Annotated in this window: 10 protein-coding genes and 4 tRNA genes; 10 read left to right on the plus strand and 4 right to left on the minus strand. The window is 59.4% G+C overall.

All coding sequences use genetic code 11. The features are described from left to right. Positions 1 to 89: 89 nt before the first annotated feature. Positions 90 to 1,112 (minus strand): outer membrane protein assembly factor BamD, encoded by a 1,023-nt coding sequence (locus tag AC1D1M_RS19215; RefSeq protein ID WP_477776843.1) that lies wholly within the window; start codon positions 1,110 to 1,112, stop codon positions 90 to 92. Positions 1,113 to 1,263: 151 nt separating this feature from the next. On the opposite strand from AC1D1M_RS19215, the gene rluD reads away from it, so the two are divergent. From rluD to AC1D1M_RS19250, 7 genes are all read left to right on the plus strand, one after another. Continuing rightward, positions 1,264 to 2,226: a 23S rRNA pseudouridine(1911/1915/1917) synthase RluD gene (gene rluD, locus AC1D1M_RS19220; RefSeq protein ID WP_007990414.1), complete on the plus strand. Its 963-nt coding sequence runs from the start codon at positions 1,264 to 1,266 to the stop codon at positions 2,224 to 2,226. Continuing rightward, positions 2,223 to 2,948, plus strand: coding sequence for a peptidoglycan editing factor PgeF (gene pgeF / locus AC1D1M_RS19225; protein ID WP_477776844.1), 726 nt, complete (start codon positions 2,223 to 2,225; stop codon positions 2,946 to 2,948). The genes rluD and pgeF overlap by 4 nt, the downstream gene beginning before the upstream one ends. Positions 2,949 to 3,078: 130 nt before the next feature. Further along, positions 3,079 to 5,643, plus strand: coding sequence for an ATP-dependent chaperone ClpB (clpB, locus tag AC1D1M_RS19230; RefSeq protein ID WP_477776845.1), 2,565 nt, complete (start codon positions 3,079 to 3,081; stop codon positions 5,641 to 5,643). A gap of 300 nt (positions 5,644 to 5,943) precedes the next feature. After that, positions 5,944 to 6,019, plus strand: a tRNA-Asn gene (locus tag AC1D1M_RS19235). Positions 6,020 to 6,028: 9 nt separating this feature from the next. Further along, a tRNA-Pro gene (locus tag AC1D1M_RS19240) sits at positions 6,029 to 6,105 on the plus strand. A gap of 5 nt (positions 6,106 to 6,110) precedes the next feature. After that, positions 6,111 to 6,186, plus strand: a tRNA-Lys gene (locus AC1D1M_RS19245). A 95-nt stretch (positions 6,187 to 6,281) separates the two neighbouring features. After that, positions 6,282 to 6,358, plus strand: a tRNA-Pro gene (locus AC1D1M_RS19250). A gap of 172 nt (positions 6,359 to 6,530) precedes the next feature. Here the strand turns inward: AC1D1M_RS19250 and AC1D1M_RS19255 are convergent. From AC1D1M_RS19255 to AC1D1M_RS19265, 3 genes are all read right to left on the minus strand, one after another. Continuing rightward, the gene (locus AC1D1M_RS19255) at positions 6,531 to 7,829 is read right to left on the minus strand and encodes an NAD(P)/FAD-dependent oxidoreductase (protein ID WP_477776846.1); all 1,299 of its coding nucleotides are present in this window, start codon (positions 7,827 to 7,829) and stop codon (positions 6,531 to 6,533) included. 60 nt (positions 7,830 to 7,889) lie between these two features. Continuing rightward, on the minus strand, positions 7,890 to 8,063 hold the full coding sequence (locus AC1D1M_RS19260) for a DUF3094 domain-containing protein (RefSeq protein ID WP_007970531.1): 174 nt from the start codon (positions 8,061 to 8,063) through the stop codon (positions 7,890 to 7,892). Positions 8,064 to 8,166: 103 nt separating this feature from the next. Further along, a complete protein-coding gene (locus AC1D1M_RS19265) occupies positions 8,167 to 8,793 on the minus strand; it encodes a DUF1780 domain-containing protein (protein ID WP_007970534.1) in 627 nt (208 codons plus the stop codon). A gap of 219 nt (positions 8,794 to 9,012) precedes the next feature. Here AC1D1M_RS19265 and AC1D1M_RS19270 point away from each other — a divergent pair, with 219 nt between their 5' ends. Genes AC1D1M_RS19270 through AC1D1M_RS19280 form a run of 3 tightly spaced genes read left to right on the plus strand, consistent with a single transcriptional unit; the run spans position 9,013 to position 12,865 of the window. Further along, positions 9,013 to 10,356 (plus strand): aromatic acid/H+ symport family MFS transporter, encoded by a 1,344-nt coding sequence (locus AC1D1M_RS19270; RefSeq protein ID WP_150727052.1) that lies wholly within the window; start codon positions 9,013 to 9,015, stop codon positions 10,354 to 10,356. Between the two features lie 3 nt (positions 10,357 to 10,359). Next, on the plus strand, positions 10,360 to 11,580 hold the full coding sequence (locus AC1D1M_RS19275) for a benzoate/H(+) symporter BenE family transporter (RefSeq protein ID WP_477776847.1): 1,221 nt from the start codon (positions 10,360 to 10,362) through the stop codon (positions 11,578 to 11,580). 16 nt (positions 11,581 to 11,596) lie between these two features. Next, positions 11,597 to 12,865: an OprD family porin gene (locus AC1D1M_RS19280; RefSeq protein WP_477776848.1), complete on the plus strand. Its 1,269-nt coding sequence runs from the start codon at positions 11,597 to 11,599 to the stop codon at positions 12,863 to 12,865. Positions 12,866 to 12,873 lie beyond the last annotated feature (8 nt).

A 12,873-nucleotide genomic window follows, 5' to 3' on the forward strand; every position in this document is an offset into this window, starting at 1 on the left:
GCCAAGGACCTGACAGGCGCACAGTGTAATAAAGCGCTGAAATAAAAAAGGGAGACTCGAAAGTCTCCCTTTTTGCACAACCCGAGGTGTCAGTCGAACACGCCGAAAGTCATGTAGCTGAACCACGAGCGGTCGCTGTTGTTGCCTTGCGCTTCGTGATTTTCTTCTTCGATCGCGTCGCCATTGCCGTCCTTAGGCTTGAGCTCGGCCGGGATCGCGTCCTTGGCGTCCTGGAACTGCCTCTGTACGTCCTGGTTGGCGCGGGTTTCGCCCGGTGGCAGTGGCGGACGGGACTCGATCAGGCCCAGGGTCGCCTTGCTCAGCCACGAACGGTTGTCGGCTTCGGCTACGGTCGGCACGAACTGACCGTCCACCAGCGTCGGGTGGTTCGGGTAGTTGAGCTTCAGGGTTTCCAGGCTGGTGGCAGCCAGTTCGTCCAGGTGCAGGCGCTGGTAGGCCTCGGTCATCACCGCCAGGCCGTCGCCGACCGAAGGGGTTTCCTGGAAGTTTTCCACCACGTAACGACCGCGGTTCGCAGCGGCGACATAGGCCTGGCGGGTCAGGTAGTAGTCGGCCACGTGAATTTCGTAGGCCGCCAGCAGGTTGCGCAGATAGATCATGCGCTGCTTGGCATCTGGTGCGTAACGGCTGTTCGGGAAGCGGCTGGTCAGCTGGGCGAACTCGTTATAGGAGTCGCGGGCGGCGCCCGGGTCACGCTTGGTCATGTCCAGCGGCAGGAAGCGCGCCAGCAGGCCGACGTCCTGGTCGAAAGAAGTCAGGCCCTTGAGGTAGTAGGCGTAATCGACGTTCGGATGCTGTGGGTGCAGACGAATGAAGCGTTCAGCAGCGGACTTGGCCGCTTCTGGCTCGGTGTTCTTGTAGTTGGCGTAGATGAGTTCGAGTTGCGCCTGATCGGCATAGCGACCGAACGGATAACGCGATTCCAGAGCCTTCAGCTTGGCGATGGCACTGGTGTAGCTACTGTTGTCCAGGTCATTTTGAGCCTGTTGGTACAGCTCGACTTCACTGAGGTTTTCGTCTACGACTTCCTTCGATGAGCAAGCAGCGGTCAATGCGAGGATGGCGATCAGCAGCAGGTGTTTCACTTGCATGGCGGCTTGCGTCCCTATGACGGCCGCTGTCTTGGGCGTGGCCGTCCTGTTATGATGAGCGCCCCGTTGAATAGCCTCGGGGCAAAAGACGCAGTATTTAACCACAAGCGCGCAGCCGAAACCAAAGGCTGTGCCGACGCCTAGTCTGAGCATGTCCGATAAAATTGAACTTCGCGCAGAGGTGCCGTCCGAATTGGGCGGCCAACGCCTCGATCAAGTCGCCGCACAATTATTCGCTGAGCACTCGCGCTCGCGCCTTTCCGCCTGGATCAAAGACGGCCGCCTGACTGTGGATGGGGCGGTTATCCGCCCGCGAGACATCGTCCACGGCGGCGCCATCCTTGAGTTGACTGCCGAGCAGGAAGCTCAGGGCGAATGGGTCGCTCAAGACATTGCCCTGGACATCGTCTACGAAGACGACGACATCCTGGTGATCAACAAACCTGCGGGCCTGGTGGTGCATCCGGCTGCCGGTCATGCCGACGGCACCCTGCTCAACGCCTTGCTGCACCACGTGCCGGACATCATCAATGTGCCCCGCGCCGGTATCGTGCATCGCCTGGACAAGGACACCACCGGTCTGATGGTGGTGGCCAAGACCATTCAAGCGCAGACGCAGCTGGTTACACAGTTGCAGAGCCGCAGCGTCAGCCGGATCTACGAGTGCATCGTGATCGGTGTGGTCACTGCCGGTGGCAAGATCAATGCGCCGATCGGTCGTCACGGCCAGCAACGCCAGCGCATGGCCGTGATGGAAGGTGGCAAGCAAGCCGTCAGCCATTACCGTGTGCTCGAGCGTTTCCGCTCCCACACCCATGTGCGGGTGAAGCTGGAAACCGGTCGTACGCACCAGATTCGCGTGCACATGGCGCACATCAACTACCCGTTGGTCGGAGATCCTGCCTACGGTGGTCGTTTCCGCATTCCGCCGGCCGCCAACCCGACCATGGTCGAATCCCTGAAAAACTTCCCGCGTCAGGCGCTGCATGCGCGTTTCCTGGAACTGGATCATCCGACCACCGGTAAGCGCATGAGCTGGGAATCGCCGTTGCCGGAAGATTTCGTCTGGTTGCTGACCCTGCTCAAGCAAGACCGCGAGGCGTTCATCGGATGAGTGACTGGCTGATTCCTGACTGGCCCGCGCCGGCCGGGGTCAAAGCCTGTGTGACCACCCGTGCGGGCGGCGTCAGTGTGGCGCCGTTCGACAGCCTCAACCTCGGCGATCACGTCGATGACAGCCCTGAAGCTGTTGCCGAGAATCGCCGTCGTCTTACCGATCACTTCTCCATTCAACCGGCCTGGCTGCAGCAGGTCCATGGCATTGTCGTGGCCCATGCCGACCCAAGCCAGGTAGTCACTGCCGATGCCAGTTGGACGTCGACACCCGGTATTGCCTGCGCGGCGATGACGGCCGATTGCCTGCCGGCATTGTTTTGCGACCGTGCCGGCACCCGCGTTGCGGCAGCCCATGCCGGTTGGCGCGGGTTGGCGGCAGGTGTGCTGGAAGCCACCCTCGACAGTCTGGCGGTGCCGCCTGCCGAGGTATTGGTCTGGCTCGGTCCGGCCATCGGCCCGCAAGCCTTTGAAGTCGGCCCGGAAGTACGCGAAACCTTTGTGCAGCAGTTGCCTCAAGCGGCAGACGCCTTTGTACCGAGCCAAAAACCCGGCAAGTTCATGGCCGACATCTATATGCTGGCCCGCTTGCGTCTGGCAGCTCGTGGTGTAACGGCTGTCTATGGTGGTGGTTTCTGCACCGTAACCGACCCTCACTTCTTTTCTTATCGCCGTGCGTCCCGCACCGGTCGATTCGCCTCCCTGATCTGGCTCGCCCGCTAAGCTTCCCTGACCTGCATCAACGTCACGAAGCTTGAAACTCCCAGAATCGACCACATCTATTGTGCTATCTGGCAGGTTTCTTCATTCAGGATGTTTTATAGGTCCGGCCTGCTCAAAAGGAAGGTGACCCATGCGTATAGACCGTTTAACCAGCAAATTGCAGTTAGCGTTGTCCGATGCCCAATCCCTGGCTGTCGGCCACGATCATCCGGCCATTGAGCCGGCGCACTTGATGCAAGCCTTGCTCGAACAGCAGGGCGGCTCGATCAAGCCCCTGCTGATGCAGGTGGGCTTCGACGTCAACAGCCTGCGTAAAGAGCTGACCAAAGAGCTCGACCAGCTACCAAAAATCCAGAATCCGACCGGCGACGTGAACATGTCGCAGGATCTGGCGCGCCTGCTCAATCAGGCTGATCGTCTGGCCCAACAGAAAGGCGACCAGTTCATCTCCAGCGAGCTGGTGCTGCTCGCCGCCATGGACGAGAACAGCAAGCTCGGCAAACTGTTGCTCGGCCAGGGCGTGAGCAAGAAAGCCCTGGAAAATGCGATCAACAACCTGCGCGGTGGTGAGGCCGTCAATGACCCTAACCACGAAGAAGCGCGACAGGCGCTGGATAAATACACGGTCGACCTGACCAAGCGCGCCGAAGACGGCAAGCTCGACCCGGTGATCGGCCGTGACGATGAAATTCGCCGGACCATCCAGGTGCTGCAACGTCGGACCAAGAACAACCCGGTGCTGATCGGTGAGCCTGGCGTGGGTAAAACCGCCATCGCCGAAGGACTGGCCCAGCGCATCATCAATGGTGAAGTGCCGGACGGTCTCAAGGGCAAGCGTCTGTTGTCCCTGGACATGGGGGCGCTGATTGCCGGTGCCAAGTATCGCGGTGAGTTCGAAGAGCGGCTCAAGGCATTGCTCAATGAACTGTCGAAGCAGGAAGGGCAGATCATTCTGTTCATCGACGAACTGCACACCATGGTCGGCGCCGGTAAAGGCGAGGGCTCGATGGATGCGGGCAACATGCTCAAGCCGGCCCTGGCCCGCGGTGAGCTGCACTGCGTAGGCGCCACCACGCTCAATGAGTACCGCCAATATATAGAGAAGGACGCCGCCCTCGAGCGACGTTTCCAGAAAGTGCTGGTGGATGAGCCGAGCGAAGAAGACACCATTGCCATCCTGCGTGGCCTCAAGGAGCGTTATGAGGTTCACCACAAGGTGGCGATCACCGACGGCGCGATCATTGCCGCAGCCAGGCTCAGTCATCGTTACATCACGGACCGACAGCTTCCGGACAAGGCCATCGACCTGATCGATGAGGCTGCCAGCCGCATCCGCATGGAGATCGACTCCAAGCCGGAAGTGCTGGACCGTCTGGAGCGTCGCCTGATTCAGCTGAAGGTGGAATCCCAGGCGCTGAAGAAAGAAAGCGACGACGCGGCGAAGAAGCGTCTGGAAAAATTGCAGGAAGAAATCGCTCGTCATGAGCGTGAATACTCGGATCTGGAAGAAATCTGGAATTCGGAGAAAGCCGAGGTTCAGGGTTCTGCGCAGATCCAGCAGAAAATCGAACAGTCCCGTCAGGAACTGGAAGCAGCCCGCCGTAAAGGCGACCTGAACCGCATGGCCGAGTTGCAGTACGGGGTGATCCCGGACCTGGAGCGCAGCCTGCAAATGGTCGACCAGCATGGCAAACCCGAAAACCAGTTGCTGCGCAGCAAGGTGACTGAAGAAGAGATCGCCGAAGTCGTGTCGAAGTGGACCGGTATTCCGGTGTCGAAGATGCTCGAAGGCGAGCGCGACAAACTGATGAAGATGGAAAGCCTGTTGCACCAGCGTGTGATCGGCCAGGACGAAGCGGTGGTTGCGGTTTCCAACGCTGTGCGGCGTTCCCGCGCCGGGTTGTCCGACCCGAATCGCCCGAGCGGCTCGTTCATGTTCCTTGGCCCGACTGGTGTCGGTAAAACCGAGCTGTGCAAGGCGCTGGCCGAATTCCTCTTTGATACTGAAGAGGCGATGGTGCGGATCGACATGTCCGAGTTCATGGAGAAACATTCCGTGGCTCGCCTGATCGGTGCGCCACCGGGCTACGTGGGCTATGAAGAGGGCGGTTACTTGACCGAGGCGGTGCGTCGCAAGCCGTATTCGGTGATCCTCATGGACGAAGTCGAGAAGGCGCACCCGGATGTGTTCAACATCTTGCTGCAAGTGCTCGAAGACGGTCGCCTGACCGACAGCCATGGTCGCACGGTGGATTTCAAGAACACCGTAATTGTCATGACCTCCAACCTGGGGTCGGTGCAGATCCAGGAACTGGTCGGTGATCGTGAGGCGCAGCGTGCAGCGGTGATGGATGCGATTTCCAGCCACTTCCGGCCGGAGTTCATCAACCGGGTCGACGAAGTGGTGATCTTCGAGCCATTGGCGCGAGATCAGATTGCCGGCATTACCGAGATCCAGTTGGGTCGTCTGCGCAGCCGCCTGACCGAGCGGGAGCTGAAGCTTGAGCTCAGCCCGGAAGCCATGGACAAGCTGATCGCGGTCGGTTACGACCCAGTGTATGGCGCACGGCCGCTCAAGCGCGCGATCCAGCGCTGGATCGAGAACCCGCTGGCGCAGCTGATCCTGTCCGGTCGATTCATGCCGGGCGATACCGCTCACGGTGTGGTGGAAAACGACGAAATCGTCTTCGTCTGATCCAAAGTGGCAGCAAAATCGAAAAGGCCTCGCATTGCGAGGCCTTTTTTTCGTTAGGCTGTTGAACTCAAAGGAAAATGCTTGTAAAGTGCGCCCCGCAGTAAGTCACCCGCCAGGGTTTCCGCTCCCCAAGCAGGAATCCAAAATAAGTTGCAAATCATTAACTTGAAAGCAATTTAGGGGGTTGACAGAGGTTCTGAAGATTGTAGAATAGCGCGCCTCAGACACACGAACGCAGCGATGCGAACGGGTCGAAGAGAACGCAGTAAAGCTTCAAAGTTGTAAATTGAAATGTGTAGTTCCGTGATAGCTCAGTCGGTAGAGCAAATGACTGTTAATCATTGGGTCCCAGGTTCGAGTCCTGGTCACGGAGCCAATTTCAAACCGGGGTATAGCGCAGTCCGGTAGCGCGCCTGCTTTGGGAGCAGGATGTCAGGAGTTCGAATCCCCTTACCCCGACCATTTTTGGGTCGTTAGCTCAGTTGGTAGAGCAGTTGGCTTTTAACCAATTGGTCGTAGGTTCGAATCCCACACGACCCACCATTTTTGAAACCAGTTAGCGCTGGAATCGAATCTTAAGATCAGAGGCCAAAAGCGCTGATCGAAGAAGGCGCCTTGCAAAGGTGCCTTTTTTTTACCGGGGTATAGCGCAGTCCGGTAGCGCGCCTGCTTTGGGAGCAGGATGTCAGGAGTTCGAATCCCCTTACCCCGACCATATTAAAAATCCTCGTATCGAAAGATACGGGGATTTTTTTTGCTTTCGAAAATACTGGGCGTGCCGCAAAACCCTGTGGGAGCGAGCTTGCTCGCGATGACGGTGTATCAGGCGACATTGATATCGACAGAAAGGACGCCATCGCGAGCAAGCTCGCTCCCACAGGTTTACATCAGTGCAGCTTGAGCCGTGGCTCAGTACCGCGCCCGATCTTGCTGCCCAGCATCAGCATCGCCGTGCGGAACGGCCCGTACAGCGCCATCTGGTGCATGCGGTACAGCGACACGTAGAACATCCGCGCCAGCCAGCCTTCGAGCATCACGCTGCCGGTGAGGTTGCCCATCAAGTTACCCACAGCCGAAAAACGCGACAGCGAGATCAGTGAGCCATAGTCGGTGTACTTGTACTCCGGCAGTGCCTTGCCTTCGATGCGCAGCTTCAGCGATTTGGCCAGCAACGAAGCCTGTTGGTGCGCGGCCTGGGCACGTGGCGGAACATTGCGGTCGCTGCCTGGTTGCGGGCAGGCGGCGCAGTCACCGAAGGCGAAAATGTTCTCGTCGCGGGTGGTTTGCAGGGTCGGCAGCACTTGCAGCTGATTGATGCGGTTGGTTTCCAGGCCATCGATGTCCTTGAGGAAACCCGGTGCGCGAATCCCCGCGGCCCAGACCTTCAGGCTAGCGTTGATCACTTTGCCGTCGGCGGTGATCAGGCTGTCGGCCGTCACTTCGCTCACCGCAGCATTGGTCATGACGTTGACCCCGAGTTTCTCCAGGGTTTTATGCACAGGTCCGCCAATCCGCTCTGGCAGCGCCGGCAGCACCCGTGGTCCGGCTTCGATCAGGGTGATGTGCATGTTTTCCGGTTTGATCCGGTCCAGGCCATAGGCTGCCAGTTCGTGGGCGGCGTTGTGCAGTTCGGCGGCCAGTTCGACTCCGGTGGCACCGGCGCCGACGATGGCCACGCTGATTTGCTCGATCGTATCGGTTTGACCGGCGTGAGCGCGCAAATAGTGATTGAGTAGTTGCTGGTGGAATCGCTCGGCCTGTTTGCGGGTGTCGAGGAACAGGCAGTGTTGCGCCGCACCCTGGGTGCCGAAATCGTTGGTGGTGCTGCCGACGGAGATCACCAGCGAGTCGTAAGGCACTTCGCGGGCCGGCACCAGCTCCAGACCGGATTCGTCATAGGTGGCGGCCAGCTGGATTTTTTTCTTCGCGCGATCGAGCCCGCTCATGCGCCCCAGCTGGAACTCGAAGTGGTTCCATTTGGCCTGGGCAACATAGTTGAGTTCGTCTTCGGAAGAGTTCAGAGAACCGGCCGCCACTTCGTGCAATAACGGTTTCCAGATGTGGGTCAGGTTCGCGTCGACCAGCATCACGCTGGCCGTACCGCGCTTGCCCAGAGTCTTACCCAGGCGGGTAGCCAACTCCAGGCCGCCGGCGCCGCCGCCGACAATGACAATACGATGGGACATAAGGATAACTCGCAAGGCTAAAGGAAATCGGTGTCAGTACCTTCGCGAGCGCAAGGCAGCTCATAACGTCAGGTAACTGATAAGTCGGCTCAACAGGCCCAGACCAATGGTCACTGCCAATACCAGTACAAGGAGCATCCACGGCCGGAAAGGCCGGCGCTCGACTTGGTGCTGGGACAACTGCAGGTACTCTTCGACATGCTTCTGGTCGTCGGGGTTCAGGCGGCTGGTCATATCGGGCCTCGTCAGGGGTAGACGTTGCTGAATGTGTAGAAGCTACAGGGAAATTATTCAGCTGTGAACGGAGCTTAGCTGCTGACCGGGAAAGGCTCGAGGCTCACAGGCTGATCCCGACGTCAAAAACAATGCTGCGCCCCAGGTTGCTGCGCAAGAAGTCCGGCGCATCCGGGTGAGCGAACAGCACGCGGGCGAATGTCGGCCCAACCAATGACAGCGAACGCCAGCCCTGGCGCAGGTATTCGGTCGGCGGCGGGAAATGGCTGTTGAGGTCCAGCACTTCGCGTTTGAGGCTGGCGAAGGCAATAATGTCCAGCTCACCCAGATCCATGCCGCGTTCTTTGTAGTTGTGCGCTTTTTTGCGCAAGGTCGGCGCCAATCGCAGCAAGAACTCGTTGGCGGGGATACGTCGTGGCTTGGCCTCGCGACGCACCAGTTGGCTCAGGGAGAACGCGCTACGTCGGCGTTGCAGTTCGTCGCGCCATTCATCATTGAGGCGCCGCCCCTCGTCGAGCACGAAGAACACCTCGAAACTGGCATCGCGAAACAACACATCCGGCGGCTCCCCGGCGGGGGCGAACTCGTCGGCGCGGTAGGGGATGTTCAAACCTTGCAGCAGGCGCTGGCAAACCCAACGCTCACGCTCCCATTTGCGGGCATTGGACAGGAACGCGTTGGCTTGCTCGGCCGCGATGGTCAGCAGGCGTAAATAATCTGAGTCATCCATAGGCCCAAGCTTAGCGTTCAAATGTGATCGCAAAGAAGACAATTTGTCGGAGAGGCTCAGTGCCTCCCGTTCCCATGCCCGTTTCAGGGCCCTGCACAAAATGGATAGTGGTCTGCGCGCACTGGCTATTGCCACGTATCGGGCGGCTCTACCCTCGTCTGTACGGACGTAAGCCGTGTTACCGCCGCTCTAAAAAAACAACAACAAGAGATATATGCCATGCGCAAGATCGACGTACATGAGGTTATCGACAACGCTCGCTTCAACCGCTTTCACTGGATGGTGCTGTTCTGGTGTGCCCTGATCATCATCTTCGACGGTTACGATCTGGTGATCTACGGCGTGGTCTTGCCGATGCTGATGAAAGAGTGGGGGCTCAGTCCTCTGCAAGCCGGTGCACTGGGCAGCTATGCACTGTTCGGCATGATGTTCGGCGCGCTGTTCTTCGGTCCGCTGTCGGACAGGATCGGCCGAAAAAAAGCCATCACGATCTGCGTGATGCTCTTCAGTGGTTTCACCGTGCTCAACGGTTTCGCCCGAAACCCCACCGAGTTCGGCCTCTGTCGCTTCATTGCCGGGCTCGGCATTGGCGGCGTGATGCCTAACGTCGTGGCGCTGATGAACGAGTACGCGCCAAAAAAAATCCGCAGCACGCTGGTCGCGATCATGTTCAGCGGTTACTCGGTGGGTGGCATGCTGTCCGCCGGGCTGGGCATCGTGCTGATCCCGAGCTTCGGCTGGCAGTCGGTGTTTTACGTGGCGGTCCTGCCGTTGCTGTTGTTGCCGCTGATCATGTATTTCCTGCCCGAATCGGTGGGCTTCATGTTGCGTCAGGGGCGTAATGAAGAGGCGCGCAATATTCTTCAGCGCATCGATCCGGCCTACGTCGCGCAAACGTCTGATCAATTGCACATGGCCGAAGTGAAAGGCACGGGCACCCCGGTGTTGCAGTTGTTCCGTGAAGGCCGTGCGCTGCGCACGCTGATGCTGTGGCTGGCGTTTTTCTGCTGTCTGTTGATGGTGTACGCGCTGAGTTCCTGGCTGCCGAAACTGATGGCCAATGCCGGTTACAGCCTGGGTTCGAGCCTGTCGTTCCTGCTGGTGTTGAACTTCGGGGCGATCTTCGGCGCGGTTGGTGGCGGGGTGCTGGGCGACAAACTCAACCTGCCGCGGGTGCTGTCGGTGTTTTTCGCCATGGCGGCGGTGTCGATAACCCTGTTGGGCTTCAACAGCCCGATGCCGGTGTTGTACTTGCTGATCGCCATTGCGGGTGCCACCACCATCGGCTCGCAGATTCTTTTGTACGCCTGCGCCGCACAGTTTTATTCCATGACGATTCGTTCTACCGGTCTGGGCTGGGCGTCGGGCATTGGGCGCAACGGGGCCATCGTCGGTCCGCTGCTGGGCGGTGCCTTGCTCGGGATCAGCCTGCCCCTGCAACTGAACTTCATGGCGTTTGCCTTGCCCGGTGCGGTGGCGGCCCTGGCCATGACCGTGTTCGCCATCAGCAGCCGACGCAGCGCTGCTGGCGTCAACCCAGCGTTGTCAGCGACCGGTGCCTGAATCATGAAAGCGTTTTTCCAGGACTTCTCGTTGTCAGCCGCCGTGGCTGGATTCATCGCCACGGTGATTTCCTATGCTGGCCCGTTGGTGATCATCTTTCAGGCGGCAGAAGCGGCACATCTTTCGCGGGAAGTGTTGTCGTCCTGGATCTGGGCGATCTCCATTGGCAGCGCCGTGCTCGGTATCGGTTTGAGCCTGCGCTACCGCGTTCCGGTGATCATCGCCTGGTCGGCGCCGGGCTCGGCGTTGCTGGTGACGCTGTTGCCGGACATCTCCATGGCAGAGGCGGTGGGGGCTTATCTGGTCAGCAGCCTGATCATTTTCGTGGTTGGCCTCTCGGGGGCTTTCGACCGGATCATCAGCAAGCTGCCCGCCGCCATCGCGGCGGCGATGCTGGCGGGGATCCTGTTCAGTTTCGGTACCGGCTTGTTCGTGTCGATGCAGCACAAGCCGTTGCTGGTCCTGGCGATGTTTGCCTGCTACCTGATCTGCAAGCGTGTGATGCCGCGTTATGCGGTGATGATGGTGCTGCTGGTGGGGTGTTCGATTGCCGCGTTCACCGGTGATTTGCATCGTGAAGCACTGGTGATCGGCCTGGCCACGCCGGTGTGGATCACGCCCGAGTTCAGCCTGGGCGCGATCCTGAACATCGCCTTGCCGCTGGTGATGGTGGCGCTGACCGGGCAGTTCGTGCCCGGCATGGCGGTGCTGCGCGCCAGTGGATATCCAACGCCGGCGAGCCCGATCATCGCCAGTAGCGCGCTGGGCACGGCACTGCTGGCACCGTTTGGTTGCCATGGACTGAATCTGGCGGCGATCACCGCGGCGATCTGCACCGGTCGCGAATCCCACGAAGATCCACGCAAACGCTACGTGGCCGGGGTCGTCGGCGGTCTGTGTTACCTGCTGTTCGGGATCTTCGGCGCCACGCTGGTTTCGCTTTTTTCCGCGTTCCCCAAAGAGCTGATCGCGGCGCTGGCCGGGCTGGCCTTGTTCGCCGCCATAGCCGGAGCGTTGACGGGCGCGATGGCTGTGTCGAGCGATCGTGAAGCCGCGCTGATGACCTTTCTGGTCACGGCTTCGGGCATGTCGTTGTTCGGTTTGTCCGCGGCGTTCTGGGGGCTGATTTTCGGCATGGTCACTCATGTGCTGTTGAGCGCCCGTCATCCCGTTCCCCGTCGCAAATCCACTGCAACTGAAGTCCTTCAACCAGTCGATCAATAACAATAAGAGAAAAACGATGAAACAGATTCTCCCAACAACCGGTTCGGCGTTGTCCCTGGCTGTCGTCTCGGGTTTTTCCACGGGGACGATGGCGGCTGAAACCGGCTTTGTCGAAGACACCACCGCGACGTTGCAGGCGCGCAATTACTACTTCAGCCGCGACTATTCCGACATCGTCGGCGCCAACCAGCAATCGAAGGCTGAAGAGTGGGCCCAGGGTTTCATCCTCAACGTGAAGTCCGGATACACCCAGGGCACCGTCGGGTTTGGGGTGGATGTCATCGGCTTGCTCGGCCTCAAGCTCGACAGCGCCCCGGACCGGACCAATACCGGTTTGCTGCCGGTGCAGAGCGACGGCCGCGCGGCGGACAACTACAGCCGCCTGGAAGGCGCGTTGAAGATGCGCTACTCCAAAACCGAGCTGAAAGTCGGTGAACTGCAACCCAATCTGCCGGTGTTGGCATTCAGCGATATTCGCCTGCTGCCACCGAGTTATCAGGGCGCAAGCATCACCTCCAACGAGATCAATGGCCTGACGGTGCAGGGTGGTCACTTGAGTTCAACCAGCCTGCGCAACGAGGCTGGCGACGAAAAGATGCAAGCGATGCTGGGTCACGTGCCGCAGCGCCAGGTCAGCAGTGACGGTTTCAATTTTGCCGGCGCTGATTATGTCTTCAACGACAAGCGCAGCTCGGTCAGCGCCTGGTACGGGCAACTGGAAGATATCTACAACCAGCGTTTTCTGGGTTTAAAGCACAGTGAGCCGGTGGGCGACTGGATCCTCGGCGCCAACCTCGGTTACTACGATTCGCGCGAGGACGGCAAAAAATTGCTGGGCAACATCGACAACCAGGCGTTCTTCTCGTTGCTGTCGGCCAAGCGTGGCGGCCATACGTTTTACGTCGGCTATCAGGGCATGTTCGGAGACAGTGCGTTCCCACGGGTGTTTGCCAACATCTCACCACTGGGCAACGAAGTGCCGACCTACGAGTTCGCCTTCACCGATGAGCGTTCCTGGCAGGCGCGCTACGACTACGACTTCGCGGCGCTCGGCGTACCGGGGCTGACCAGTACCGTGCGCTACATCAGCGGCAACAATGTCGATACCGGCAAGGGTTTTGAAGGCAAGGATCGCGAGCGTGACCTGGACATCGGCTATGTGCTGCAGAGCGGCAGCCTCAAAGGTTTGGGCATTCGCGTGCGCAATGCAATGGCGCGTTCCAACTACCGCAGTGATATCGACGAGAACCGCTTGATCATCAGCTACACGTGGACCTTGCTGTGAGCCCATTG

Source organism: Pseudomonas sp. P1_F7, from assembly GCF_056405655.1.